General features: G+C 47.1%; 22 protein-coding genes and 1 riboswitch. Of the genes, 19 read left to right on the forward strand and 3 right to left on the reverse strand.

Annotation, left to right across the window (positions count from 1 at the left end):
- Nucleotides 1-702 precede the first annotated feature (702 nt).
- The 3 genes from MUB35_RS22890 to MUB35_RS22900 are packed head-to-tail and all read left to right on the forward strand — an operon-like array spanning nucleotide 703 to nucleotide 4,390.
- Nucleotides 703-2,316 carry a recombinase family protein gene (locus MUB35_RS22890; protein ID WP_113990459.1) on the forward strand — a complete coding sequence of 538 codons (1,614 nt, stop codon included), beginning with the start codon at nucleotides 703-705 and terminating at the stop codon, nucleotides 2,314-2,316.
- Nucleotides 2,317-2,368: 52 nt separating this feature from the next.
- Complete coding sequence (locus MUB35_RS22895) at nucleotides 2,369-3,169, forward strand: hypothetical protein (RefSeq protein ID WP_244806909.1); 801 nt, start codon at nucleotides 2,369-2,371, stop codon at nucleotides 3,167-3,169.
- 21 nt (nucleotides 3,170-3,190) lie between these two features.
- Nucleotides 3,191-4,390, forward strand: coding sequence for a class I SAM-dependent rRNA methyltransferase (locus tag MUB35_RS22900; RefSeq protein ID WP_033142532.1), 1,200 nt, complete (start codon nucleotides 3,191-3,193; stop codon nucleotides 4,388-4,390).
- An 83-nt stretch (nucleotides 4,391-4,473) separates the two neighbouring features.
- On the opposite strand, the gene MUB35_RS22905 is transcribed toward MUB35_RS22900, so the two are convergent.
- Nucleotides 4,474-4,926, reverse strand: a complete 453-nt coding sequence (locus MUB35_RS22905; protein ID WP_054353518.1) for a hypothetical protein — start codon at nucleotides 4,924-4,926, stop codon at nucleotides 4,474-4,476.
- A gap of 7 nt (nucleotides 4,927-4,933) precedes the next feature.
- The gene (locus MUB35_RS22910) at nucleotides 4,934-5,104 is read right to left on the reverse strand and encodes a hypothetical protein (protein ID WP_225305361.1); all 171 of its coding nucleotides are present in this window, start codon (nucleotides 5,102-5,104) and stop codon (nucleotides 4,934-4,936) included.
- A 397-nt stretch (nucleotides 5,105-5,501) separates the two neighbouring features.
- A riboswitch (ZMP/ZTP riboswitch) is annotated at nucleotides 5,502-5,580 on the forward strand.
- Nucleotides 5,581-5,671: 91 nt separating this feature from the next.
- Between MUB35_RS22910 and MUB35_RS22915 the strand changes: the two genes are divergently transcribed.
- From MUB35_RS22915 to MUB35_RS22990, 16 genes are all read left to right on the forward strand, one after another.
- Nucleotides 5,672-6,385, forward strand: coding sequence for an IMP cyclohydrolase (locus MUB35_RS22915; RefSeq protein ID WP_033142531.1), 714 nt, complete (start codon nucleotides 5,672-5,674; stop codon nucleotides 6,383-6,385).
- A 27-nt stretch (nucleotides 6,386-6,412) separates the two neighbouring features.
- Complete coding sequence (locus MUB35_RS22920; protein ID WP_033142530.1) at nucleotides 6,413-7,591, forward strand: phosphoribosylaminoimidazolecarboxamide formyltransferase; 1,179 nt, start codon at nucleotides 6,413-6,415, stop codon at nucleotides 7,589-7,591.
- 204 nt (nucleotides 7,592-7,795) lie between these two features.
- Nucleotides 7,796-8,845, forward strand: a complete 1,050-nt coding sequence (locus MUB35_RS22925; RefSeq protein ID WP_033142529.1) for an NAD(P)-dependent alcohol dehydrogenase — start codon at nucleotides 7,796-7,798, stop codon at nucleotides 8,843-8,845.
- A 292-nt stretch (nucleotides 8,846-9,137) separates the two neighbouring features.
- On the forward strand, nucleotides 9,138-10,139 hold the full coding sequence (locus MUB35_RS22930) for a LacI family DNA-binding transcriptional regulator (RefSeq protein ID WP_081960470.1): 1,002 nt from the start codon (nucleotides 9,138-9,140) through the stop codon (nucleotides 10,137-10,139).
- A gap of 34 nt (nucleotides 10,140-10,173) precedes the next feature.
- Entirely contained in the window at nucleotides 10,174-11,466 is a 1,293-nt protein-coding gene (locus tag MUB35_RS22935) for an ABC transporter substrate-binding protein (protein WP_244806910.1), read from the forward strand.
- A 72-nt stretch (nucleotides 11,467-11,538) separates the two neighbouring features.
- Nucleotides 11,539-12,441 carry a carbohydrate ABC transporter permease gene (locus MUB35_RS22940; protein ID WP_052099603.1) on the forward strand — a complete coding sequence of 301 codons (903 nt, stop codon included), beginning with the start codon at nucleotides 11,539-11,541 and terminating at the stop codon, nucleotides 12,439-12,441.
- 33 nt (nucleotides 12,442-12,474) lie between these two features.
- On the forward strand, nucleotides 12,475-13,290 hold the full coding sequence (locus MUB35_RS22945; RefSeq protein WP_033142525.1) for a carbohydrate ABC transporter permease: 816 nt from the start codon (nucleotides 12,475-12,477) through the stop codon (nucleotides 13,288-13,290).
- Nucleotides 13,291-13,303: 13 nt separating this feature from the next.
- Nucleotides 13,304-13,981, forward strand: a complete 678-nt coding sequence (locus tag MUB35_RS22950) for a PIG-L family deacetylase (RefSeq protein ID WP_244806911.1) — start codon at nucleotides 13,304-13,306, stop codon at nucleotides 13,979-13,981.
- Between the two features lie 26 nt (nucleotides 13,982-14,007).
- Nucleotides 14,008-15,207 carry a M20 metallopeptidase family protein gene (locus tag MUB35_RS22955; RefSeq protein ID WP_244806912.1) on the forward strand — a complete coding sequence of 400 codons (1,200 nt, stop codon included), beginning with the start codon at nucleotides 14,008-14,010 and terminating at the stop codon, nucleotides 15,205-15,207.
- On the forward strand, nucleotides 15,194-16,738 hold the full coding sequence (locus tag MUB35_RS22960) for an L-serine ammonia-lyase, iron-sulfur-dependent, subunit alpha (RefSeq protein ID WP_158587348.1): 1,545 nt from the start codon (nucleotides 15,194-15,196) through the stop codon (nucleotides 16,736-16,738). Before MUB35_RS22955 ends, MUB35_RS22960 begins: the two co-directional genes overlap by 14 nt.
- 13 nt (nucleotides 16,739-16,751) lie before the next feature.
- Nucleotides 16,752-18,128: a family 4 glycosyl hydrolase gene (locus tag MUB35_RS22965; RefSeq protein WP_227211013.1), complete on the forward strand. Its 1,377-nt coding sequence runs from the start codon at nucleotides 16,752-16,754 to the stop codon at nucleotides 18,126-18,128.
- Nucleotides 18,125-19,045, forward strand: a complete 921-nt coding sequence (locus MUB35_RS22970) for a carbohydrate kinase family protein (protein ID WP_033142522.1) — start codon at nucleotides 18,125-18,127, stop codon at nucleotides 19,043-19,045. Before MUB35_RS22965 ends, MUB35_RS22970 begins: the two co-directional genes overlap by 4 nt.
- A 161-nt stretch (nucleotides 19,046-19,206) precedes the next feature.
- Nucleotides 19,207-20,544, forward strand: a complete 1,338-nt coding sequence (locus tag MUB35_RS22975; protein WP_148392092.1) for a sodium-dependent transporter — start codon at nucleotides 19,207-19,209, stop codon at nucleotides 20,542-20,544.
- Nucleotides 20,545-20,644: 100 nt separating this feature from the next.
- Nucleotides 20,645-21,631: a diaminopimelate dehydrogenase gene (locus MUB35_RS22980; protein WP_103731835.1), complete on the forward strand. Its 987-nt coding sequence runs from the start codon at nucleotides 20,645-20,647 to the stop codon at nucleotides 21,629-21,631.
- A 19-nt stretch (nucleotides 21,632-21,650) separates the two neighbouring features.
- The gene (locus MUB35_RS22985) at nucleotides 21,651-22,517 is read left to right on the forward strand and encodes a YitT family protein (RefSeq protein WP_033142518.1); all 867 of its coding nucleotides are present in this window, start codon (nucleotides 21,651-21,653) and stop codon (nucleotides 22,515-22,517) included.
- A 327-nt stretch (nucleotides 22,518-22,844) separates the two neighbouring features.
- Nucleotides 22,845-23,591: a sugar phosphate isomerase/epimerase family protein gene (locus tag MUB35_RS22990; RefSeq protein ID WP_148392094.1), complete on the forward strand. Its 747-nt coding sequence runs from the start codon at nucleotides 22,845-22,847 to the stop codon at nucleotides 23,589-23,591.
- Between the two features lie 100 nt (nucleotides 23,592-23,691).
- Here MUB35_RS22990 and MUB35_RS22995 read toward each other — a convergent pair whose 3' ends face one another.
- A complete protein-coding gene (locus MUB35_RS22995; protein ID WP_148392095.1) occupies nucleotides 23,692-25,107 on the reverse strand; it encodes an amidophosphoribosyltransferase in 1,416 nt (471 codons plus the stop codon).
- Nucleotides 25,108-25,242 lie beyond the last annotated feature (135 nt).

The following is a 25,242-nucleotide window of genomic DNA, read 5'->3' on the forward strand; positions in this document are numbered from 1 at the left end:
GTGCAATCAAACTTAATCCTGCCTAAGACTATTGTAAGGCAAAAAGAGAAGTGAAAAAAGTAGTGGAGTCAGTATCCTATTTTCATTATAGGCTGAGATAAGCTTTCATGATTCGTTGACAACTGAATAAAGCAATTCAATACCTTTGACAGACAGCGAGCCGTTGAAACAGATACGCCATGACCTTTCTCCTGCAAAAGTGAGCGACAACCTATCTGTGTTCTTGTAAAAGACTTGTCCTCTTTTATCGCCATGACCTGTGCTGTCAGATAATGATACTCCCGTACAGCCACAGCTTGAGCGTTCAGAGCGTCGCACGCAATGGGTACGGCTACATTGATAATGCAGAGGTGGAAGTCCTGTGGGCTATGACAAAAGCCGTTGAATTGCTTAGAAAGATTTTACAGAAAGGGGGTATGTGTTATTGATAATGCTGTAAAAACAATTCAAAAGAAAAATGGCAAGTGTGGCATTGGCAACAGAGGAAAGACAAAGATTGTTGTAAAAGAGCATTTCTCCGAAAAGGGAAAGACAATGGAAGAACTTCTAACTGATGTCATGTTGGAAAAAGCAAAGCAGACAATCACATAAAATCAGTGCAGTTGTAAGAAATAGATTGAATGACAAAAAGTACCCGTGTTATACTTTACTTGCAAGCAGGTATTGTAAACACGGGTTAGTTATAAAGGAGGATAACTGACAATGAAACAACAGATTTACAATACTGCACTTTATCTTAGGTTAAGCCGAGATGATGAATTACAGGGCGAAAGTTCCAGCATTACCACACAAAGAAGTATGTTGCGTCTATATGCAAAAGAACATCATTTGAATGTGATTGATGAATATATTGATGACGGATGGTCGGGAACAAATTTTGAAAGACCGAGTTTTCAAAGAATGATTGAGGATATAGAGGCAGGAAAAATCAACTGTGTTGTAACAAAAGACTTATCACGACTTGGTAGAAACTATATTATGACAGGACAATATACAGAATTGTATTTTCCTAGCCATAATGTCCGTTACATAGCGATTGACGACGGTGTGGACAGCGAAAAAGGCGAAAGTGAGATTGCACCATTTAAGAACATCATCAATGAATGGGTAGCAAGAGATACGAGCCGTAAAGTGAAATCAGCCTTTAAGACGAAATTTGTAGAGGGTGCGTATTATGGGGCTTATGCTCCGTTAGGATATAAGAAACACCCCGACATCAAAGGGAAACTGTTGGTTGATGAGGAAACAAAATGGATTGTTGAAAAAATCTTTTCCCTAGCCTATCAAGGTTACGGAAGTGCAAAAATCACAAAAATACTGCGAGAAGAAAAAGTCCCAACAGCGTCTTGGTTGAATTTTACAAGGTACGGTACTTTTGCTCATATCTTTGAGGGAAAGCCCGAAAGCAAGCGTTATGAGTGGACGATTGCTCATGTAAAGGCGATATTGAAAAGTGAAGTCTATATCGGAAACAGCGTTCATAATCGACAATCAACCGTTTCTTTCAAAAGCAAGAAGAAAGTACGAAAGCCCGAAAGCGAATGGTTTCGAGTAGAAAATACCCACGAACCGATTATTGACAAGGAAGTGTTCTATCGTGTGCAGGAGCAGATAAAATCAAGGCGTAGACAGACAAAGGAAAAGGCAACGCCGATATTTGCAGGGCTTGTCAAGTGTGCGGATTGTGGCTGGTCTATGAGATTTGCGACAAACAAGGCGAATAAAACCCCATATAGTTATTATGCTTGCAGTTATTACGGGCAGTTTGGCAAAGGTAATTGTTCTATGCACTATATCCGCTATGACGTGCTGTATCAAGCCGTATTGGAACGCTTGCAGTATTGGGCTAAGGCAGTACAGCAGGACGAAGAAAAGGTATTGAACAAAATACAGAAAGTCGGCAATGCAGAGCGAATACGGGAAAAGAAGAAAAAGGCAAGTGCCTTGAAGAAAGCCGAGAACCGACAAAATGAGATTGACCGTTTATTTGCGAAAATGTATGAAGATAGAGCCTGTGAGAAGATAACGGAACGAAACTTCATCATGTTGTCGGGGAAATATCAAAAAGAGCAGATAGAACTGGAACAGCAGATAACCAACCTAAGAGAAGAATTAAGTAAAATGGAACAGGATATGATAGGTGCTGAAAAGTGGATTGAGTTAATCAAGGAGTATTCCGTACCAAAGGAACTGACAGCACCGTTATTAAATGCAATGATAGAAAAAATACTCATTCACGAAGCAACAACGAATGAGGATAACGAAAGAATACAGGAAATAGAGATATACTACCGATTTATTGGAAAAGTAGACTGATAAAGAGGGTTCATATCTTTAACTAAGGGAAACTGGTACTTCTTATCCTGAGATGGAAAAAATCCTGCAGCTCTGTGATCTGTTTTCCTGCAGTATGGATACCCTTATGCGGGGAGACGCACAGGCGGAGCGTGTAGAAGATTCCTCAAAATATGAAGAGCACATGAACAGCTTTGGAAAAGCAGTTACTTTATGTGTGGGATTACTGATAATAGGAGGTGCCTTCACCACTCTTTTTGAGGGGATGGAAGGTTTTATGAAAAATCTGCAGGATATTGTGATGCTGCCCTTTGTGATCGTAGCTGTACTGACGGTGGTGGTTGCAGGAATCCGGCACAGCGATTTTACAAAAAAGCATCCTTACATCCAGCCCTTCTACACGGAGGAGGAGACAGACCGGTTTAACCGCGTCTTTTCAGTGAGGATCGCAGCAGGTATCGGGATCATTCTGATGAGTATTGTGGCAGATGAACTGCAGAAGTTTCTGCCTGCGCCTTTTGGGGTGGAGGCATCCGCATTTTACAGCTTTGTGATGCTTCTCATGGTCAGTGTGGGTGTTATGCTTCTGGTCCATACAGGCCTTGCAAAAAGCAAATATAATATAGAGGAGTACAATAAAGAGCATGATCCGCTGTACCGTGAGCGTCTGACACCGGAGCAGCTGCGTATGCTGGATGAGGAAAGCCATATGCCGCTGGCTGCCAAATGGTCGGCCTGTATCATGATCGTGACAACGGCAGTTTATCTGCTCTGGAGTTTTTTACAGAATGCCTGGCAGGTGAGCTGGGTCCTATTCCCGGTAGGCGGCCTGTTCTGCGGAATCGCTTATATTGTGCTGGGACAGAAAAAATAGAGAAAATGGAGGAAGACACACATGAGTCTTGCAATTGCGACACTGAAGAAGGGGGAGGGACGTTCCCTGAAAGCGGGAGGTCCGTGGGTATATGACAATGAGATCGCCAGTATTCTGGGAAGCTTTGAGAATGGGGATATGGTGATCGTTCACGATTTTGACGGCTATCCCCTGGGCAGAGGATTTATCAATACCAACTCCAAAATCAGAATCCGTATGATGACAAGGAAGTCAGAGCAGGAAATAGATGAGGAATTTCTGAGGAAACGGGTGAGGGATGCCTGGGAATACAGGAAAAAAACAGTGGATACAAGCAGCTGCCGTGTGATCTTCGGTGAGGCGGATTTTCTGCCGGGACTTGTTGTGGATAAATTTTCTGATGTGCTGGTGGTACAGTCACTGGCGCTTGGGATTGACAGGCTGAAGGGGAAGATATTGGAACTTCTGAAGGAGGAGATGGCCCGGGACGGTGTGGTGATCCGCGGTGTTTATGAACGGAGTGACGCCAAGGTGCGAAGACAGGAAGGGATGGAGCTGGTAAAAGGATTTATCGGGGAACCCTTTGATACAAAGGTGGAGATCTGCGAGAACGGCGTGAAGTATCTGGTGGATGTGGAAGACGGACAGAAGACCGGATTTTTCCTGGACCAGAAGTACAACAGACTGGCGATCCAGAGATTATGCAGGGATGCAGAGGTGCTGGATTGTTTCACGCATACAGGGTCCTTTGCACTGAATGCAGGGATTGCAGGGGCAAAGAGCGTGCTGGGCGTGGATGCCTCAGAACTGGCTGTTGAGCAGGCAAGGGAAAATGCTGCGCTGAACGGGCTGTCAGAGACTGTAAAATTTGTGTGTGAGGATGTGTTTGAGCTGCTTCCCAGGCTGGAGGAGCAGGGGAAGAAGTTCGATGTGGTAATACTGGACCCGCCGGCGTTTACCAAATCGCGGAATTCTGTAAAGAACGCTGTGAAGGGGTATCGGGAAATCAATCTGCGGGCTATGAAGCTTGTGAAGGACGGGGGATTTTTGGCTACCTGTTCCTGTTCGCATTTTATGTCCTATGAGATGTTTACACAGACCATCGGGCAGGCGGCAAGAAATGTGCACAAAAGACTGCGGCAGGTGGAGTACCGGACACAGGCAGCGGATCATCCGATTCTTTGGGCCGCGGAGGAGTCTTATTATTTGAAATTCTATATTTTTCAGGTGTGTGAGGGATAAAAAGAAACGGACAGCAGACTATGCAGAGGGCCAGTCAGATATGGCTGGCCTGTTGGTACCGGCGCGGAGAGGCGCAGCGTGTATTAGTGGGGATTTGCTTTTGCGGTAAAGCTGTCATTTTTGATCTTTTGCTCAAAATCCGCTATGGATTCTGCTCTGGCTGCATATATAAGCCAGGTATTTAAAATGGCTGTATTTTTCTGTTCCATAATTACTTTTCGTAATTGTTCAGATACGCTGCCCAGGGAAAGCAGCAGTTCCAAAACGGCATCAGCCTTTCCTTCTGTCCTTTTTGCCTCCATCTCGTCTTTCATCAATTCTTCCAGTGCTTCACACATTGTTTTCACCTCCTTGAATTTTTCCTGATTGGCACGGACAATTAAATTCATTACCGATTTATACAGGATATTTCCTTTATGCTTTCCGTATTGCTCAAGTAAATGCTTTACGGTTTCGATTTCTTCCAGTTCATCAGTCAGGCTTTTCAGCCACAGGTTCTGGGTTTCTGACAGTTCTTTTGTCAAGATGAGCTGCATGGGTATTTTATCGCCCCTTTTCCTTTTTGATGATCAATACATCAATTTCCTTTGGCTTGGTTCCAAGCTGATGTTCATTCTCAAAAAGCAGAGTATTCGCTTCAGTCTCCAGTTCAATTTGTATCCCGGCATAAAAGGCCGGATGCCACTGCAGTACATGTGGTCTCTGTTCTTCCATGTAAAACCTCCTTTTTATTTAATTGTCACTTGCAGGAGGTTTTACACTCTTCCGAAAACCCCTGCTGATAAAGGTGATAAAAGCACGAATTTTCCGAAGGGACAGGCCGGATGGCAGTGGCCTGCTGTTATGAAATGTTCTAAGATATTCTGAATCCTGGGATGGATCCAAAATTAGATATATTTTTAGAAAATATGCTTTTTTCTATTTTAACACACCATCTGTCCTGCCGCAATAAAATTATAGTCCTATAAATCATTCTGTCCGGGGAGAGTTTATTCCCCGGGCTGATCATGGGAAGGAGCGGCTGCAGGATATGGATAACATGGGAGTGAAAGGTTTTTGATAAAAATTGTCAAAAAGCGTTGACAAGGGGAGAATTCCGTGATAATGTTTAAATTGCTTATATGACTGACGGAAGTGGAATGAACCACAGGGAGTATAAGTGTTGGAAGCCGACCGTCTGGGCAAGTATGTTCAGAGTGTGGGCTTTTTTTGTTGTTATGAAAAGTTGTCGGTTGGTCGGCAGCAGTTTATTATGGTCAAAATGAGAAGGAGAAGGAATTCATGAAAATGTTATCACTTGAAAATGAATTGAGAGAAAATGCGTACCCGGGCAGGGGAATTGTTATTGGTAAGTCTGAGGATGGAACAAAGGCAGTTACTGCATATTTTATCATGGGCAGAAGTGAGAACAGCAGAAACCGTGTGTTCGTTGAAGAGGGAGAGGGTATCCGCACCCAGGCATTTGACCCGTCTAAGCTGACTGATCCCAGCCTGATTATATATGCACCGGTACGTGTGATCGGAAATAAGACGATTGTCACCAACGGTGACCAGACAGACACTGTCTATGAAGGTATGGAAAAGGGAATCTCCTTTGAGCAGTCCCTGAGAACTCGTGAATTTGAGCCGGACGGCCCTAATTATACACCGAGAATCTCCGGTATCATGCAGGTGGAGAACGGCATATACCACTATGCCATGTCTATTTTAAAGAGCAATAACGGCAATCCTGAGAGCTGCTGCCGTTATACATTTACCTATGAAAACCCGGTTAACGGAGAGGGACATTTCATTCATACTTATATGCATGACGGCAATCCGCTGCCGAGTTTTGAGGGAGAACCGAAGCTGGTGGGAGTTCCCAATGATATCGATGCATTCACAAAAGATGTGTGGGAGAGCCTGAATGAGGACAATAAGGTATCTCTGTTTGTACGTTATATAGATATCGCAACCGGTGAGTATGAAACCAGGATCGTGAATAAAAATAAATAATAGAAAAGCATAAAGGAGAATCGGAATATGAAAGAATTAGCGTTAAAGTACGGATGTAATCCGAACCAGAAACCTTCCAGAATCTATGTGGCTGACGGCAGCGAGCTTCCGATCGAAGTTTTAAGCGGCAAGCCGGGATATATTAATTTCCTGGATGCTTTTAATGGCTGGCAGTTGGTGAAAGAGCTGAAAAAAGCCACAGGGCTTCCGGCAGCGACTTCCTTTAAACATGTGTCTCCGGCAGGCGCGGCAGTGGGACTTCCTATGACAGATGTGCTGAAAAAAATCTACTGGGTAGACGATATGGGCGAGTTATCACCGCTGGCATGTGCCTATGCGAGAGCAAGGGGCGCTGACAGAATGTCCTCCTTCGGAGATTTTATCTCCCTGTCTGATGTGTGTGATAAAGACACAGCAATGCTGATCAAGAGAGAGGTTTCCGACGGTGTTATCGCTCCCGGATATACCGATGAGGCACTGGAAATCCTGAAACAGAAAAAGAACGGCAACTACAATGTGATCAAGATCGACCCGGATTACCAGCCGGCTCCGCTGGAGCATAAAGAGGTATTCGGCATCACATTTGAACAGGGAAGACAGGAGCTTTCCATTGATGATGAGCTGCTTTCCAATATTGTGACAGAGAATAAAGAGATTCCTGCAAATGCGCTGATGGACCTGAAGATCTCTCTGATCACACTGAAATATACACAGTCAAATTCCGTCTGTTTCGTAAAAGACGGACAGGCGATCGGTATCGGCGCAGGCCAGCAGTCACGTGTACACTGTACCCGTCTGGCAGGCCAGAAGGCTGATAACTGGTGGCTGAGACAGTGCCCGAAGGTACTGGATCTGCCGTTTATCGACGGTATCCGCCGTGCTGACAGAGACAATGCCATTGATGTTTACATCGGTGAGGAATATATGGATGTTCTGGCTGACGGGGCATGGGAAAAAATCTTCAAAGAGAAACCGGAAGTGTTCACACGTGAGGAAAAACGCGCATGGCTGGACAAGCTGACAGATGTTACATTAGGTTCTGATGCTTTCTTCCCGTTCTCAGACAATATCGAGCGCGCTTACAAGAGCGGCGTAAAATACATCGCAGAGCCGGGCGGCTCCGTACGCGATGACGCAGTCATTGAGTGCTGCAATAAGTACAATATGGCGATGGCATTTACAGGCATTCGTCTGTTCCATCACTAATTGATTTCGCCTCCGCTTTGGGGCAGAGATAAGACCGGAATTTCCGGTTTTATCCCTGCCTCTTTTTTTATTATGGAAGAAATCGGAATAAAAAAATTCAAAGAAATTTGAAGGAAAAAGACATGAATTTCACTTGTGATATATACGTTTCTGACTTATAATGAAGTCACATAATGTACATTCATAAGAGGAGGAAAACAAGAGATGGAAGGCATGATGAAAGTAGCAATAATGACGGATATCCAGAAGATGGATTTTGAAGAAAGACCCATCCCCCAGCCAAAGGACGACGAGGTTTTGGTAAAGCTGGATTATGTGGGAATCTGCGGTTCTGACCTGCACTATTATGAGACAGGGGCAATCGGGGATTACGTGGTAAAACCGCCTTTCGTACTGGGCCATGAGCCGGGCGGAGTTGTAGTGGAAGTCGGTAAGGATGTTAAGCATCTGCAGGTTGGTGACCGTGTGGCACTGGAGCCGGGAAAAACCTGTGGACAGTGTGAATTCTGCAAGGAAGGCAAGTATAATCTCTGCCCGGACGTGGTATTCTTTGCAACTCCGCCGGTTGACGGTGTGTTCCAGGAATACGTTGCCCATGAGGCAAATCTCTGCTTCAAGCTGCCGGACAATGTCAGCACTCTGGAGGGCGCTCTGATCGAGCCTCTGGCAGTCGGATTCCATGCTGCGATCCAGGGAGATGCTCATCTGGGCCAGAAGGCTGTTGTCATGGGCGCAGGCTGTATCGGTCTGGTCTCCATGATGGCTTTAAAGGCCAGAGGTGTCAGCGAAGTTTATGTTGTGGACGTGATGGATAAACGTCTGGAAAAAGCCATGGAGCTGGGTGCCACAGGCGTCATCAACGGTGCAAAAGAGGATGTTGTGGCTAAGGTCAAAGAGCTGACCGGCGGCAGAGGAACCGATGTGGTGATCGAGACTGCAGGCGCGGAAGTGACCTCCAGACAGGCGATCCTTATGGCAAGAAAAGGCTCTACCATTGTGTTCGTGGGATACAGCAGGACAGGGGAAGTGACCCTGCCTATGAGCATTGCCCTTGATAAGGAGCTGACCTTTAAGACCGTATTCCGCTATCGTCATATCTATCCTATGGCAATCCAGGCAGTTGCGGACGGCAAGATCAATCTGAAAGGTATTGTGACAGATGAATTCCCGCTGGATGAAGCGGACAAGGCTATGGAGTTCTCTATGAACAACAAGGCGGATATTGTGAAAGCAGTTATTAAGATTCATGAATAAATAATTAGATAGAAGAGGAGAGCCTCACTGGCAGCGAAATGCCGGTGAGGCTTTTTCTGTGCCGGGAAATCAGGGAGGCGGGACAGAAAAAGAGGGATTTTATTAGTAAATTGAAAGAAATCATATGAAACTCATGAAACAAAAGTGAAACAAATGAAACAATATTGACATTTTACATGGCTGTTTCTATAATAAGTCTCATAAAGTTGGTTGAAAAGCACAAGGGAAGGGTAGAAAATACTGGAAAACATTGTAAAGTGCACAAAAGAGAGGTGATGTAAATGGGGCAACCATAAGAGATGTGGCGAAAAGAGCAGGAGTATCACCGGCCACTGTTTCAAGATATTTTCACGGGAAGAACATTGTGACAACAGAGGCGGCAAAGCGGATTGAGGAGGCTGTCCGGGAGCTTGCATATACACCTGTGTATAAGCAGAAAAACCCCGGTGTCATAGCTGTTCTGATTCCGAACCTGAAGCTGGCGTATTTCAGCGAGGTGCTGAGAGAGCTGCTGGAGGCCGTGCCGAGATACGGATACAGGATGGTATTTATCCCTGTTACGGAACAGGGGGAGGCATACAAACAATTTTTTAAAGAGCTGGATATTACGGGAGTTATCTATCTGGAGGAAAATGCAGACCAGGATATGCTGAATTACATAGCAGCCAAGAATATCAAGACGGTCATGTTCGGTGCGATCAGTGCTGACAAGAGATGTAAGATGATCCATATCAATGATTTGGCAGCCGCCCATGAGGGAGCCAGATATCTGCTTAACCTGCAGCACGAACAGATTTTGATCTTATCCGATTATCCGAAAAGCATCAGTTCCGGATTTCAGCGTATTACAGGATGCAAAAGAGCTTTTGAGGAATTCGGTCTGGAGTTTGATGAGAATAAGGTGAAATATGGTGAGCTGACATATGACAGCGGTTACCGGATGACTGCACAGGCCATCAGAGAAGGGATCACTTTTACGGCTGCCTTTGCTTTCAGCGATGAAGCAGCCCTGGGTGTGATCAGTGCGCTGTCTGAGGTGGGACTGAAAGTTCCGGAGGACGTATCTGTGATGGGATTTGACGGAATCAGCTTATCCAGACAGGTGACACCGAAACTGACTACCATCAGCCAGCCTATTAAAAAAATGATAGAACAGACACTGGATACGTTCCAGAATCAGAAAAAGGAAGAAAATATAGAGATCACACTGCCCTATCGGCTGGAACAGGGAGAAACCTGTGTTGTCAACCAGAAAAGTAAAGCAATATCAAAGGAAACTGTAAACAGGAAATAAAAATACGGAAAGATGAAAGGTATGGAGGTACAAAATGAAAAAAGGAATGTGTATGATGCTGACACTCTTAATGGCAGGTTCTCTGGCAGCCTGCGGAAACTCCCAGGCAGATGCAGGTAAAGACGAGGCAAAAAAGGATAACAGCTCAGAGAAGACAAAAATCTCATTTGCACTCTGGGATGAAGTGCAGAAACCGGTGTTTGATGAGATCGTAGAGAAATTCGAGACAGAAAATCCTGATATTGATGTGGAACTGCAGCTGACGCCGTGGTCACAGTATTGGACAAAGCTGGATGCAGCCATGGGCTCCGACAGTGCAGCAGATGTTTTCTGGATGAATACATATCTTCCCAAATACGCAGAGGCCGGTGTTCTGGAACCCCTGGACGAATACATTGAGAAGGATAAGGTAAATATGGATGACTATGTAAGTGTTGTAAAAGATGCTTACAATTACAATGATGTGCAATACTGTATGCCGAAGGGAATGGACACTGTACAGGTCTTCTACAACAAAGGTATTTTTGAAAAATACGGTGTGGAGGAACCACAGGCAGGGTGGACCTGGGAGGATATGAAGAATCTGGCAGGACAGTTAAAAGCTAAGATTGAAGAAGCAGGCTCCGATGAATACCCGATTTTGATGGAACTGGATCCACAGCCGTCTTTCTTTAATTTTATCAACCAGTCAGGCGGTTATGTTTTGAGTGATGATATGAAGAAAGCAGGTTTTGACCAGGAGGGAACCGTAAAAGCATATACAGATATGGTATCACTGATGGATGAAGGCCTGATGCCGGGAAGTGAAGTGCTCTCCGATACGAAGGGAACAGATCTGTTCCTGTCCCAGAAGGGGGCCATCCTTTTCATGGGCTCCTGGAAAACAGCAGTCATTGACGAAGCAAGCTTTGCAGAGCAGGTGGGAACCATTGCCATGCCCGCAAAGGAAAGCGGAAATCAGAGTGTCATCGGCGGCCTTGGATATGCAGTCAATTCCAGCAGCAAAGATAAAGATGCAGCGTGGAAACTGGTGAAATATCTGGCAGGAGAAGAGTCCAATAAGATGCAGGCAGAGGCGAAGATTGATGTCCCTGCACTGATCAGCGCACAGCAGTATTACAAAGCAGAGCATGTAGATGTAAATGTAAATGTCATATTCGATGTGGCTGAGACAGGATTCCCCTTCCCGACATCATCCAGCGTGGCAGAATGGCTTCCCACTGTAAATGAAATCTCAGCAAAGATTTTTGCAAAGGAACTGACTCCGGAAGAGGGATGTAAACAGATGCAGGAAGCAACACAGAGCGCATTGGACAGTGAATCATAAAACGGGATGGAAGTGCTGCACAGGACGAATCTGCAGCACTTCCGTTTTTAAAACGACAGGAGAGGGTGTTTGATGAAAAGACAGAAAAAGGGTTCCCTGAGGCGCCGGGAGATAATAACAGGATACCTGATGATCGCGCCGCTGATGGCAGGGGTGATCGTGTTTTTTATTGGGGCGTTTTTTCAGAACGTTTATTACAGCTTTACAAACAAGTCCAGTTTCGGAATACCTAAGTTTGTGGGCATGGAGAATTATGTGAAGCTATTCCAGGATGACGCATTTTATCAGGCGTTTATCAATACCATCCTGTATGTGGTCATCTGCGTGCCGCTGGTGGTGATACTGGCTGTGTTATTGGCTGTTCTGCTCAATTCCAAGGTAAAGGGGATCGGAGCCTTCCGGGTCTGTATCTTCCTGCCGGCCGTAACGCTGCCGGCTGCGATCGGACTCTTATGGAAGTGGCTGATGAATTATAAATTCGGTATTTTCAATGAGATACTGGGAAAATTCGGCGTGGAGCCGGTGGCCTGGCTGTCGGATTCCCGGATCGTGTTGTTTTCTATTTCCATAGTATTTATCTGGGCCAGCGTGGCATATCAGGTGATCGTGCTGCTGGCCGGACTGCAGGGGATTCCGGTATGCTACAGGGAAGCCGCTGAAATTGACGGGGCAAATGGAGTGCAGAGGTTTTTTAAGATCACACTGCCGCTGCTGTCCCCATCCATTTTCTTTGTGTGCGTCACAACAGTCATAAATGTTTTTCAGATCTTTGATTTTATCTATCTGATGATTCCCCAGGGAAGCAGCGGAACGGAGGCATCCAGGTCTCTGGTCACTTATTTCTTTGAGCAGTCCTTTGTAAAGTTCCATAAGGGCTATGGGGCGGCGATCAGCCTGATGCTGTTTCTCCTGATTCTGGCAATTACTGCGGTGCAGATGATATGCCAGAAAAAACTGGTATTCTATGATGATTGATGCGCAGCAGGACGCGGAAAGGAGAATGGAATGATGAAAAAAAGAAAATGGCCGGTGTATCTGCTGCTTATTCTGTGTGCGGTTGTGACGGTGGGTCCGTTTCTATGGATGATCTTGACTTCCTTTAAGTCATACGAGGAGAGCATTCAGATACCGCCTACGATTTTTCCGGAAGTTTTTACCGTGGGAAGTTACCGGGAAGTGGTAGATAAATTTCCGTTTTTTGATTTTTATGTGAATACGTTTTTAGTTCTTTTATTTACCATAGGGATAGAGCTGCTGATCTGCTCCATGGCCGCCTATGCGTTTGCCAGGCTGCATTTTCCGGGCAGGGATGTGATCTTTATCGTGCTTTTGGCGCTCTTAATGGTTCCGGGACAGATATTTCTGGTGCCCAATTATGACATTATGGTGAAGCTGCATCTGGCCGACACCGTGACGGCCCTGTGGCTTCCGAAGATATTCAGCGCATTCGGAACATTTATGCTGAGGGAATTCTTTAAAGGGCTTCCCAGGAGCCTGGATGAGGCGGCTATGCTGGACGGCTGCGGATTTTTCCAGATTTATTACAGAATCTTACTGCCGCTTTTAAAACCTGCGCTGTCATCTCTGGCAATACTGACTGCGATCTCCACATTCAAGGATTTGATGTGGCCGCTGATCGTGAATAACTCTATGGATAAGATGACTTTGTCAGCCGGGCTGGCTATGTTGATCGGGGAACATACAACTTATTATCCTCAGGTCATGGCAGGCGGCATTATCGCCATACTGCCCATGATCATAATTTTCTTCCTCTTCCAGAAACAGTTTGTGGAGGGGATTGCCACAACAGGCGTAAAACAGTAAAGGAGGCAATGAAATGATCGATATTTTGGCAGTCTGCGCACATCCGGATGACCTGGAGGTCTGCGCAGCGGGTATCTTTGCAAAGGCAAAGAAAGAGGGACTGAAAACAGGTCTTGTGATTTTTACAAGAGGAGAATCAGGAGGTTATGCACAGAAGTGCGTGAGAGAAGAGGAGGCGGAAAAAGCAGCCGCCATACTGCAGCTTGACTATTTTGCCATGCTGGATTTTCCGGATGCCGGCATGTATTTTTCTAAGGAAGCAGTGGACGCTCTGATACCGCATCTGCGGAAATGTTCACCGCGGTTTGTTCTCACACTTTTAGAGGAGGATTACCATCCCGACCACACAGCCGTGTCAAAAATAACAAAGGCAGCCTGCTTTACAGCGGGACTGAAAAAATATGCGGATGACGATACGGACTGGCATTATGATGCCCTTCTCTTTTTCGGGGCGGACAACAGGACCAACCGGCGCAGGCCTGATATCTATGTGGATATCACGGATGTCATAGAGATAAAGAAAAGTGCCTGTACGGCACACAGCTCCCAGGATGTGCTGCCTTATGCTATGAGCCTTGCCAGGGAATACGGGAGAGATGCAAAGACAGAGTATGCGGAGGGCCTGTTTTTAGGGCACAGTATTACAGTGGACAGTCTCTCAAATCTTATGAGAAAAAAATCTGGAGAATAGGCAGACGCTTCGGGGAGGTGTTCAGAGTGAAAATTGATTTTTACCAAAAGGTCCGGGAGGCAGAAGCAGAGATAAAAAGCTATTACATCCATCTCCACAGACATCCGGAACTCTCGGGACGGGAATATAAAACACAGGAATGGATTCTCGGACAACTGAAAAAATGGAAGGTAGAGTGCAGGCCCTGTGCAGATACAGGAGTATACGCAGTCATCAAGAGCGGGAGGCCCGGGCATACCATTGCCCTCCGCGCGGATATGGATGCTCTGCCGGTGACGGAACAGACAGGTCTTGCCTGGCAGTCTGAGAATCCTGGGGTCATGCATGCCTGCGGGCACGATGTCCATATGGCTGTACTTCTTGGGTGTATCAGGCTTCTGCAGGAGTGCAGGGAGTGTCTGCACGGCAATGTGGTCTTTTTATTCCAGCCCTCCGAGGAACAGCAGGGAGGTGCCCGGCGTATGATCGAAGAGGGAGTCATGGATGAGCCAAAGCCGGAATTTACAGCTGCGTTTCATGTCTGGCCGCAGAGAGCAGGCAGCATAACCTGTATGCCGGGACCTGTTATGGCACAGCCCGATGCGTTCGGCATTGAGATAAAAGGAAAGGGAGGCCACGGGGCATCTCCCCATCTCTGCAGAAATCCCATTCCCGCCATGGCTGCACTGGTAAATGCCATTGGTAATATTACAGCCGATACGGTATCTGCCCAGGAGGCAGCAGTGGTGAACATCTGCCGGATACAATGCGGAGAGAAATATAATGTTGTAGCAGAGACCGGATATCTGGAAGGCACCATCAGGACTTATGACCCGGATGTGAGGGAGAAAATCATACACCGCCTGGAAAGACTGACAAAATCCATAGCAGAAGCTTGGGAAATGGAAGGGACGTACCATATGAGTTCGGGTTATCCTGCAACGGTCAATGACAAAACAGCAGCACACTGGGCGGCCCGCGTGCTCAGGGAGAAGCTGCAGGAGGCGGAGATCATCACAGAGGGAGAACCGGCTATGCTGGGAGAGGATTTTTCATATTTCGGCGCCCAGTGCCCGTCCCTGTTTCTGCGGCTGGGCTGCTGGCGAAAAGAAGAGGCAAAGCAGTATCCGCTTCACAGCAGTTGTTTTGAGATTGATGAATCCATATTGGCGGAAGGCACGGCTGCATTCTGTGTTCTGGCATCCGAATTTGCAGAAAAGGGGTTTGAGACAGATGAAAACCATTGAGATGATATACAGAGTTACATGCAGATACTGCAGACAGGCTTTTGGGCTGATGGAGGAACTGCGAAGGAGCAATGAAAAATATGAAAAGATCGAGATACGCTTTCTGGATACAGAGCGGGACAGAGAACTGCCTGCAGGCAGGAAATTTACTTATGTCCCCTGTTTTTATATAGATGGCGAAATGGTTATGGAAGGGGTACCGACAAAGGAGAAAATAGAGGCGGTCTTCATACAGGCGCTTCAGGATACAGAAAGCAGAGAAAGAAGGGACAGAACCTGCAATAAACTGCTGAGAGAGGAAATCATGCTGGCTCTTGGATGTACGGAGCCGGGAACCATCGCCTATGCGGCGGCCTGTGCCAAAGAGATTCTGGGTGACATCCCGGAATATATGGAGATATGGGTCAGCGGCAATATATTAAAAAATGTAAAAAGTGTAATTATACCCAACACCGGAAACCTGAAGGGGGTAGCAGAAGCTGCCTTCTGTGGAATCGTGGGGGGAAATCCAAAACGCAAACTGGAGGTACTGAACACACTAACCGCCAATGACGCAGACACAGTGAGAAAGCTGGTGCGGGAGGAGAGTACATACAGTATCCATCTGGCAGAGGTGGAGGAACCTCTGTATGTGCGTATTGATCTGCGAAAAGGGGAACATACCGCTTTGGTGGAGATCCAGAAAAGCCATATCCATATAACAAAAGTACAGAAAGACGGCAGAGATATCACAAAGCAGTATCAGCGCCGGGAGTGCGTTGGCAGCACACAGACAAATGAGGATGATCTGAAATTAAAAGATATATATGAGTTTGCAGGTGAGACCAGTACAGCAGAATTAAAGGATATTCTGGACATGCAGATCGCCTGCAACCGGAAAATAGCGGAAGAAGGAATGAAAAACGATTATGGGGCAAAGGTGGGGAAAAATCTTCTGCGTTTATACAAAGAGGAAGACGCTGCAGTGCTGGCAGCTTATGCGGCAGCCGGAAGTGATGCCAGAATGGGCGGAAGCGTTCTGCCTGTAGTGGCAAACTGCGGAAGCGGAAACCAGGGAATCACCATTGCGGTCCCCATATCTATCTATGCGGAAAAAAAGGATAAGAGCCGGGAAGCATTGCACCGTGCAATGATCTTTGCAAATCTTATTTCTATTTATATAAAACGTGGAATCGGGAAGCTCTCTGCTTACTGCGGGGCAGTTAATGCCGGATGTGCCGCAGTCTGCGGCATCGCATATCTGGATCAGGCGCCGCTTGCTGTGATGGAGGATATTATCACAAATACACTGGCTACCATATCAGGCATGCTCTGTGATGGCGCAAAGCCCTCCTGTGCCGCAAAAATCGCCATGTCTGTGGAAACAGGCCTTCTGGCCTATGAGATGGCGAAAAACCAGTGCCGCTTTATGGAGGGAGAGGGTATTGTGGGTAAAAATGCAGACGAGACCATTGAGGCAGTGGGCAGAATCGGAAAAGACGGCATGAGAGAGACGGACAGCAAGATTTTGGAAATTATGATGGGAAACTGAAGGAGGAAGGCTTATGAAGTTAACAGTCATTGGCGGATGCGGTTCACGCAGTCTGATGCTGGCAAAATGTCTGGCACAACAGGCGGAAAGCCTTGGCATAACAGAGGTTGTTTTTATGGATACGGATCAAGAGCGGGTCAGGGTTTTCGGCTCAATGGTAAAGGAGGTCTTTGCCAGGACAGCGCCTTCCGTACATTATGTGTGCACAACAGATGAAAAGGAGGCTGTGTGGGAGGCGGATTTTATCATCACCACCATCCGCGCGGGAAAAGAGGAAAGCCGTATCATAGATGAGCGGGTAGCGCTGAAGCATGGAGTGATAGGACAGGAGACAACCGGGGTAGGCGGGTTTGCCATGGCCCTTCGCTCCATTCCCACCCTGCTGCACTATTGTGAACTGATCCGCAGATATGCTGCCCCTAATGTGATGGTATTTAACTTTACCAATCCTGCAGGGCTTGTGACACAGGCTTTAAGAGATCAGGGATATTCCTTTGTGTATGGAATCTGCGATGCTCCCTCCGGGTTTATGCGGCAGGTGGCCGGGCTTTACAAGGCCGAGGCTTCGGATTTTCAGGTGCATCTCATAGGTCTGAACCATTTATCTTATTTTACCAGTGTAAAAAAAGAGAACAGGGAGATGCTCCCGGAGATATTAAAGGATCCCAGGCTCTATGAGCAGACGGACATGCGGTATTTTGAACCGAAGCTGGCACAGCACATGGGATGCATGCTCAATGAATATCTCTATTATTTCTATTACAGGGAAAAGGCACTGCAGAATATACAGAAGACCGGCGAGACCAGGGGCGAAAGGATCAAGAGGATCAATGACTGTATGCTGCAGGAGCTGGGCCGGTATGATGCCGGAAAAGATTTTGACAAAATGCTGGAAATATACCGTGATCATACATATATGAGAGAGAGCAATTATATGCAGGGCGAGACATCTGTGGCGAGGGATGATGCCTGTATTCCGAAATTTGATCTGAATACAAAAGATGAAGGCGGATATGCAGGGGTAGCCCTGGCACTAATGCGGGCTAAAATCACAGGGAAAGAGGGAGAGATGATTCTCTGTATGCCCAACCAGGGAACTGTGGACTGGTTAAAGGATACGGATGTGATAGAAGTATCCTGTCATATTTCAAAAGCAGGGGCAGTGCCGAAACCCGGGCCGTATACTCTGCCCCAAAGCGCAAAGCAGCTCATCTGTGCAGTCAAGTATTATGAGAGAACAGCCGCCCAGGCCATAGTGGAACGCAATGCAAAGAAGGCCATAGATGCCCTTATGGTGAACCCTCTGGTGAATTCCTATTCCCTGGCAGAGGAACTGCTCAGGGAGTATCTGGAGATTTATGAGGAGTATACAGGAGGATGGAAGGTATGAACAGTGTAGGGGGATTTGGAATCGCCAATGTGGATATTATTTTCGGAAACGCCCGCAGAATGCCAAAGCTTGGTGAGGAGGTATACAGCGAGAGCTGTTCCAAACAGCTCGGAGGCGGAGCGGTGGCAACTCTTATCCAGTTGTCCAGGCTTGGCGTACCTGTAAAGCTGGCAACCTATATTGGAGAAGGGCCGCTGAGCAGATATCTGGTAAAAGAACTGGAGAAAGATAAGATCGAATACACCAATATGCTCTCCACGGATGAGGAGGACCCGGTTACCCTGAGCTGTGTGGTATCCTGTATGCAGGATCGGGGGATTGTCTCCTATAAGCCGGAGGAAGCGGCGTTTGCAGTGGAGAAAAAGAAAATATATGAGTTTTACGAAGGATGCCGGATCGCATTCCTTTCTCTTGAGCAGAAGGATCTGTGCAGGCCTCTGAAAGAGGCCGGATGTACTATTGTCCTGGATTCCGCGTGGAGTGACATGCTGAGCCTGGAGTGGTATTATGATGCTTTTCCGTATGTGGATTATTTTATACCGAACTCCATGGAAGCCATGAAAATAACCGGGGCGGATACACCGGTACAGGCATTGGAAAGGCTGTCCGAGCATTTGAAAAATCCTATTGTAAAAAACGGAAACGCGGGCTGCCTGTATAAGGAAAACAAAGAACTCCATATCATAGAGCCGCTCCCGGTGAGACATGTGGATTCCACCGGGGCAGGGGATGCTTTTGCAGCCGGCTTCATGTATGGGCTGTATTACGGATATGACCTGGGGGATTGTATCCGTTTTGGAAATATCACGGGAGGAAATGCCGTGACAGAGATGGGGTGTCTGTCCGCGGAGATGGACGAGGAGAAGCTGCTGAAATATTTTTATGAGATATACGGCAGAGAAAAGAAGATCAGCTGAGAAAACTGCGGACAGGTATTTGGCCGGTTCTGTATCATTTATGGTACAGAGCCGGCATTTTTTGCAAACAGGGCGTGGAGGGCTGGAATATGTGGACAGTACATGCGTTGTGTGCTATCCTTTGAAAGGACTTAATTTTACATAAAAGGATGGGATAAAATATGAAAAAGGATTCAGCGGGAACTGTCCAGACCAGGGATGCTTTCCGTTCAAAATTTGGTTTTATTGTGGCATGTGTAGGTTCCGCGGTGGGGATGGGAAATATATGGATGTTTCCCTACCGGACCGGGCAGTACGGCGGTGCGGCTTTCCTGATTCCCTATTTCATTTTCGTGGCGATTCTCGGTTTCTCCGGTGTGGTGGGGGAGATGGCCTTTGGGCGCGCCATGGGGACCGGGCCTTTGGGGGCTTTTGGGAAAGTGATGGAGATGCGCGGATGGAAGGGCGGGAGGCTGATCGGCATGATCCCGGTCCTTGGCTCACTGGCCATCGGCATCGGTTATTCTGTGGTGGTTGGCTGGTTTCTGCGGTTTCTGTGGGGATCACTTTCCGGGAGTATGTTCCATGCCGCGGATGTCTCCGCTTATTTTGGGGAGATAGCAGGTGACTTTGGAAGCGTGGGATGGCATATGGCCGGACTGGCTGTGACATTCCTTATTATGGCTCTTGGTGTCTCCAAGGGAATCGAGAAGATGAACAAGATCATGATGCCGCTGTTCTTTGTATTCTTTTTGTTTCTCATGGTGCGTGTGCTGACACTGGGAAATGCGGGGGAAGGGTACAGGTATCTCTTTGTGCCGAAATGGGAATACCTGGCACAGCCCAAAACATGGGTGTTTGCCCTTGGGCAGGCATTCTTTTCCTTATCTTTGGCAGGTTCCGGCACTCTGGTATACGGCAGCTACCTGTCAAAGGATGTGGATGTGGTGGGGAGCGCCAGAAATGTGGCATTTTTTGACACCTGCGCGGCAATCCTTGCAGGACTGGTGGTGATTCCCGCGGTCTTTGCCTTTGGGCTTGATGTATCCGCAGGACCGCCGCTCATGTTTATTACATTGCCGGAGGTGTTCCGGCAGATGCCGTTTGGAAAGGTATTCGCAGTGGTATTTTTTGTGGCTGTGTTGTTTGCGGCTGTGACTTCCCTGATGAATCTGTTTGAAACGCCTATAGAAGCGCTTCAGGCACAGTTTGGGCTTTCCAGGAAGATGGCGGTTGTCATTACTGCGTTTGCAGCGGCAGCCGTGGGTGTTTTTATTGAAAGCGCTGATATGGTCAGTGTCTGGATGGATGTGGTGTCCATCTATATCATTCCTTTGGGAGCGCTTTTGGCGGCGGTGATGTTTTTCTGGGTCGCACCCAGGGGATTTGCCAGGGAGCAGGTGCAGATGGGACGGGCCGGAAAGCTGGGAAAATGGTTTGAGCCTGCCACGAAATATCTCTTTGTGGGACTGACTTTTGTTGTATATATTTTAGGAATTTTTTACGGTGGCATCGGTTGATTTATGAATTTTGCAGGTTGAAGTGAAAAAGGGAATTTGTTATACTTAGTGGGACGAAAAAGGGAAACACTATAAGAAAAATTGACAGGAGAGGTAAAGGATGAGTATAAGAATCGGAATTTTAGGCTATGGTAATCTGGGACGCGGAGTGGAATGCGCAGTGAAGCAGAACCCGGATATGGAACTGGCTGCTGTTTTTACACGCCGTAATCCTGCAGATGTCCATATCATGACAGAGACTGCAAAGGTTTATCATGTGGATGAAGCTGTGAAGATGAAGGACGAGATCGACGTTCTGATCCTGTGCGGCGGAAGCGCGACGGATTTACCGAAGCAGACACCTGAGTTTGCACAGTATTTCAACGTGGTGGACAGCTTTGATACTCATGCAAAAATACCGGAGCATTTTGCGGATGTGGACGCAGCGGCAAAGAAGAGCGGGAAGATCGGCCTGATCTCTGTTGGCTGGGACCCGGGAATGTTCTCTTTGAACCGTCTGTATGCCAATGCCATTCTGCCGGAGGGAACGGATTACACGTTCTGGGGAAAAGGCGTCAGCCAGGGACATTCCGATGCAGTCAGAAGGATTGAGGGCGTTGTGGATGCAAGACAGTATACCATTCCTGTGGAAAAAGCGCTTACAGCAGTCAGAAACGGAGAGAACCCCACACTCACAACAGGTGAAAAGCATACCCGTGAGGTGTTCGTAGTTGCAGAAGAGGGCGCAGATAGAGAGAAGATCGAAAAAGAGATCAAGACCATGCCGAATTACTTTGACGAGTATGAGACAACCGTGCATTTTATCAGCGAAGAGCAGATGAAGGCAGAGCATGCAGGTCTTCCCCACGGTGGATTTGTGATCCGTACAGGAAAGACGGGATGGGAGAAGGAGCACAGTCATGTGATCGAATACAGCCTGAAGCTGGATTCCAACCCGGAGTTCACATCCTCTGTTATTGTGGCTTACGCAAGGGCGGCATATCGTCTGAACAGGGAAGGACAGAGCGGATGCAGGACCGTCTTCGATATTGCACCGGCTTATTTAACTGTAAAATCTCCGGAGGAACTTCGGAAACACATGCTGTAAGGTCAGCAGATGAGGAAAAATGAAAGCGAATATTGATATAAAAAAAGAAGCTAAACGGGTAGTGTTTGGCCTTGCTGGAGCTATCATTATGGCTGTTAATATCAAGACATTTGTCAGAGCGGGAGGATTGTATCCGGGTGGTTTCAACGGGGTGACTTTGTTGATCCAGACTGTTTTTCAACGGTTTCTGGGAATTGCACTGCCGTTTACTCTGGTCAATCTGTTATTGAACGCTGTACCGACAATTGTATGTTTCAAAGCCATCGGTAAGAAATTCACTGTAAGTTCTGCGATGATCATAGTATTGACCAGTATTCTTACCGATATCATCCCCTCCCAGCCGATCACACAGGACATTCTTTTGATCGCTGTATTCGGCGGGCTTATAAATGGTTTTGCTGTGAGCCTTTGTTTAATGGGCGGAACCAGCGGCGGTGGTACTGATTTTATTGCTATTTATTTTGCGGAAAAGAAAAATAAGGATGTCTGGAATTTCATTTTACTCGGTAATGGATGTGTGCTGGTGATCGCGGGTATTCTGTTTGGATGGGATAAGGCACTTTATTCTATTATTTTCCAGTTTACATCCACACAGATCATTCATATGCTGCATACGGCGTATAAGAAGGAGACGCTGTTTATTGTTACGGATTGTCCGGATGCAGTGTACCAGGAGATTTATGAGGTGACAAATCACAGCGCGACGGAGTTTGCGGCTACCGGGTGTTATTCTAATGAAGGCCGGAAGATGCTGTATTCCGTGGTTTCCAGCGCGGAGGCGAAGGTGCTGGTGACCAGGGTGCGGAAGGCGGATCCGAAGGCGTTTATTAATGTGATCAAGACAGATTTTCTGGAAGGGCATTTTTATCAGAAGACGGATTATTGATAGGAAAAGGACTGCTTAGGCGGTCCTTTTTTTGTGAGATTTTTTGAAAAATCAGTGTAGGACTGTAGTCTATAAGGCTTATTCCGGACGCCGGACCTGACCACAGGCTTCCCTGTACGGGCGAGAGCAGAGAACTTCCAAGCTACAGCGGATGGCGTTTGAGGGTAAAGGAACGGTTTTGGGAGGAAAGTCTGGAAAAGAAAGCCCGGAAAGAATAGGGAGGATAAGGTGGGAAAAATGTTTGGAAAGGGGAGATTTATGGTGGGATTTGTGGTATTATGAAGGATAGATTGTGAAAAATGGATTATGAAACTGGGTGGGTGAAATATGATTTATGTGAGTCATTTGCTGGACGATGTGGATATGAGAGATGTGATAGAGAGGACAGGGGCCGGAGTTGAGAGTATTGAGTTTTCAATCTCCGAGAATCTGGACCGTCTGGAGGAGAAGATTGACAATTATGAAAAGAGGCTGGAGGAAATGGGGTGTGGGAAGCTGGTGCTTCATGGGCCTTTTCTGGATCTGAATCCCATGGCGTTTGATTCGCTGGTCCTGGATGCTACCAGGAAACGGTATGATCAGGCGTATCAGGCGGCAGAAAGGCTGGGGGCTGAGAAGCTGGTGTTCCATACCTGTTATGTGCCGGATGTGTATCTGCTCATAGGATGGGCTGACAGGGTGGCTGAGTTTTATAAACGGTTTCTGGATGGCCGGGATGGGATTCAGATCGTGATGGAAAATGTGTTTGACAGGGAGGCAGAACCGATTCTGGAAGTGGCCCGTAAGGTGGATCATCCTGATTTTGGGATTTGTCTGGATATAGGGCATGCTCATTGTTATTCGGAGATGCCGGCCGCTGCGTGGGCGGAATTGTTTGGCAGTTATATCAGGCATATGCATGTGCATGATAATCTGGGAGACAGGGATACACACATGGGACTGGGAAGAGGAAATCTGGATTATAGAGAGGTTATCGGAATCGTGAAGAGGAATAATCCGGAGGTGTCTTTTACAGTGGAATGCAGCGGGAAAAAAGATGTGCTGCAGTCTGTTTCGGCGCTTCAGGTTTTGTGAAATTTATGATAAAAAGGGCAGCTCGGTTTGAATGGCCCAAAAAAAGTCTGACTTTTTTGGGGGCGCTTCAAACCTGGCTGCCTTTTATTTTCTTGTGTAATTATTTGCCGTCAAAGCAGTGGGTACACATTTTGCACGGGCTCAGTCCGATGGAAGTTGTCAGATCATCCAGACGGTGATAGTGGAGTGTTGTGAAGTTAAGCTGTCTGCCGATCTCCTCCAGCATTTCTTTATAGTTGGCGGAATCGGGGTTGGCGTAATCAGCAAGCACTTCCTCGGAGACATTGTCCCCTTCCCGGTCTGCAATAATGCGGCGGGTGATCAGATCCATTTCGGATTTGGAACGTGAGAAGTTCAGGTACGGGCAGCCGAACAGAAGCGGTGGGCAGGCCGGACGGATGTGAACTTCTTTGGCTCCGCTGCTGTATAAAAATTCAGTTGTCTCGCGAAGCTGTGTTCCGCGGACGATGGAGTCGTCGATCAGCAGCAGGCTCTTGTTTTTTATCAGCGCTTCCACCGGAATCAGCTTCATGCGCGCGATGAGGTTTCTCTGGCTCTGCTGAGTCGGCATGAAGGAGCGGGGCCAGGTCGGTGTATATTTGATAAACGGGCGGGAGAAAGGAATGCCGGATTCATTGGCATAGCCGATCGCATGGGCGATACCGGAGTCAGGAACGCCGGCAACCAGGTCTGGCTTCACATTTTCTCTCTGGGCATCGCGCTGTGCCAGCTTTTTGCCGCACTCATAGCGCATTTCCTCTACATTTATGCCTTCATAGGTAGAGGTAGGGTAGCCGTAGTATACCCACAGGAAGGAACAGATTTTCATTTCTTCCCGGGGTTTTACTAAAGTTTCAGCGCTTTCCGGGGTGAGGAATACGACCTCGCCAGGTCCGAGTTCACGATAGGTTTCGTATCCCAGGTTGAAGAAAGCAAAGCTTTCAAAAGATGCGCAGAACGCATCCTCTTTTTTGCCCAGGATGACAGGGGTACGGCCTACACGGTCACGCGCGGCATAGATTCCTTTCGGGGTGAGCAGAAGCAGAGTCATGGAACCGTCCACAAGCTCCTGCACATACTGTATACCTTCCACAATGGTGGATTTCTGGTTGATCAGGGACGCCACCATCTCGGTTGGATTGATGCTTCCGCCGCTCATTTCCAGGAAATGTGTGCATCCGTTTTTATAGGAAATATCCACAAGTTCATCCATATTGTTGATTTTTCCCACGGTAGTGATAGCGAAGCTGCCCAGATGTGACTGTACTAAAAGCGGCTGCGGCTCATTGTCAGAGATACAGCCAATACCCAGGTTTCCCTCCAGTTCGTTTAAGTCTCCGTCGAATTTAGTACGGAAAGGGGTATTTTCGATATTGTGAATCGAACGGTTGAATCCATTTGGTCCATAGACTGCCAAACCGCCTCTTCTTGTGCCTAGATGAGAATGATAGTCTGTTCCGAAAAACAAATCCAGAGTGCAGCTGGATTTAGAAGCTACTCCAAATATTCCACCCATTGATTTTTCTCCTTTTTCATAAGAATTCTGTTAATGTGACTACAGAAAGCATGCTGTGTGGTAACTTTCTGCGGTTTTTCCGATGCAGTCTTTATTATATACTCATAGGACAGCGTTCGTAAAGTCGTTTTGCCA

Origin of the sequence: Blautia sp. NSJ-175 (assembly GCF_022867815.1) — a bacterium.
Lineage (GTDB): Bacteria > Bacillota > Clostridia > Lachnospirales > Lachnospiraceae > Blautia > Blautia celeris.

Coding starts and splice junctions, on each gene's coding strand:
- MUB35_RS22890 (WP_113990459.1), top strand. CDS start 703: ATGAAACAACAGATTTACAATACTGCACTTTATCTTAGGTTAAGCCGA.
- MUB35_RS22895 (WP_244806909.1), top strand. CDS start 2,369: ATGGAAAAAATCCTGCAGCTCTGTGATCTGTTTTCCTGCAGTATGGAT.
- MUB35_RS22900 (WP_033142532.1), top strand. CDS start 3,191: ATGAGTCTTGCAATTGCGACACTGAAGAAGGGGGAGGGACGTTCCCTG.
- MUB35_RS22905 (WP_054353518.1), bottom strand. CDS start 4,926: ATGCAGCTCATCTTGACAAAAGAACTGTCAGAAACCCAGAACCTGTGG.
- MUB35_RS22910 (WP_225305361.1), bottom strand. CDS start 5,104: ATGGAAGAACAGAGACCACATGTACTGCAGTGGCATCCGGCCTTTTAT.
- MUB35_RS22915 (WP_033142531.1), top strand. CDS start 5,672: ATGAAAATGTTATCACTTGAAAATGAATTGAGAGAAAATGCGTACCCG.
- MUB35_RS22920 (WP_033142530.1), top strand. CDS start 6,413: ATGAAAGAATTAGCGTTAAAGTACGGATGTAATCCGAACCAGAAACCT.
- MUB35_RS22925 (WP_033142529.1), top strand. CDS start 7,796: ATGGAAGGCATGATGAAAGTAGCAATAATGACGGATATCCAGAAGATG.
- MUB35_RS22935 (WP_244806910.1), top strand. CDS start 10,174: ATGAAAAAAGGAATGTGTATGATGCTGACACTCTTAATGGCAGGTTCT.
- MUB35_RS22940 (WP_052099603.1), top strand. CDS start 11,539: ATGAAAAGACAGAAAAAGGGTTCCCTGAGGCGCCGGGAGATAATAACA.
- MUB35_RS22945 (WP_033142525.1), top strand. CDS start 12,475: ATGAAAAAAAGAAAATGGCCGGTGTATCTGCTGCTTATTCTGTGTGCG.
- MUB35_RS22950 (WP_244806911.1), top strand. CDS start 13,304: ATGATCGATATTTTGGCAGTCTGCGCACATCCGGATGACCTGGAGGTC.
- MUB35_RS22960 (WP_158587348.1), top strand. CDS start 15,194: ATGAAAACCATTGAGATGATATACAGAGTTACATGCAGATACTGCAGA.
- MUB35_RS22965 (WP_227211013.1), top strand. CDS start 16,752: ATGAAGTTAACAGTCATTGGCGGATGCGGTTCACGCAGTCTGATGCTG.
- MUB35_RS22970 (WP_033142522.1), top strand. CDS start 18,125: ATGAACAGTGTAGGGGGATTTGGAATCGCCAATGTGGATATTATTTTC.
- MUB35_RS22975 (WP_148392092.1), top strand. CDS start 19,207: ATGAAAAAGGATTCAGCGGGAACTGTCCAGACCAGGGATGCTTTCCGT.
- MUB35_RS22980 (WP_103731835.1), top strand. CDS start 20,645: ATGAGTATAAGAATCGGAATTTTAGGCTATGGTAATCTGGGACGCGGA.
- MUB35_RS22985 (WP_033142518.1), top strand. CDS start 21,651: ATGAAAGCGAATATTGATATAAAAAAAGAAGCTAAACGGGTAGTGTTT.
- MUB35_RS22990 (WP_148392094.1), top strand. CDS start 22,845: ATGATTTATGTGAGTCATTTGCTGGACGATGTGGATATGAGAGATGTG.
- MUB35_RS22995 (WP_148392095.1), bottom strand. CDS start 25,107: ATGGGTGGAATATTTGGAGTAGCTTCTAAATCCAGCTGCACTCTGGAT.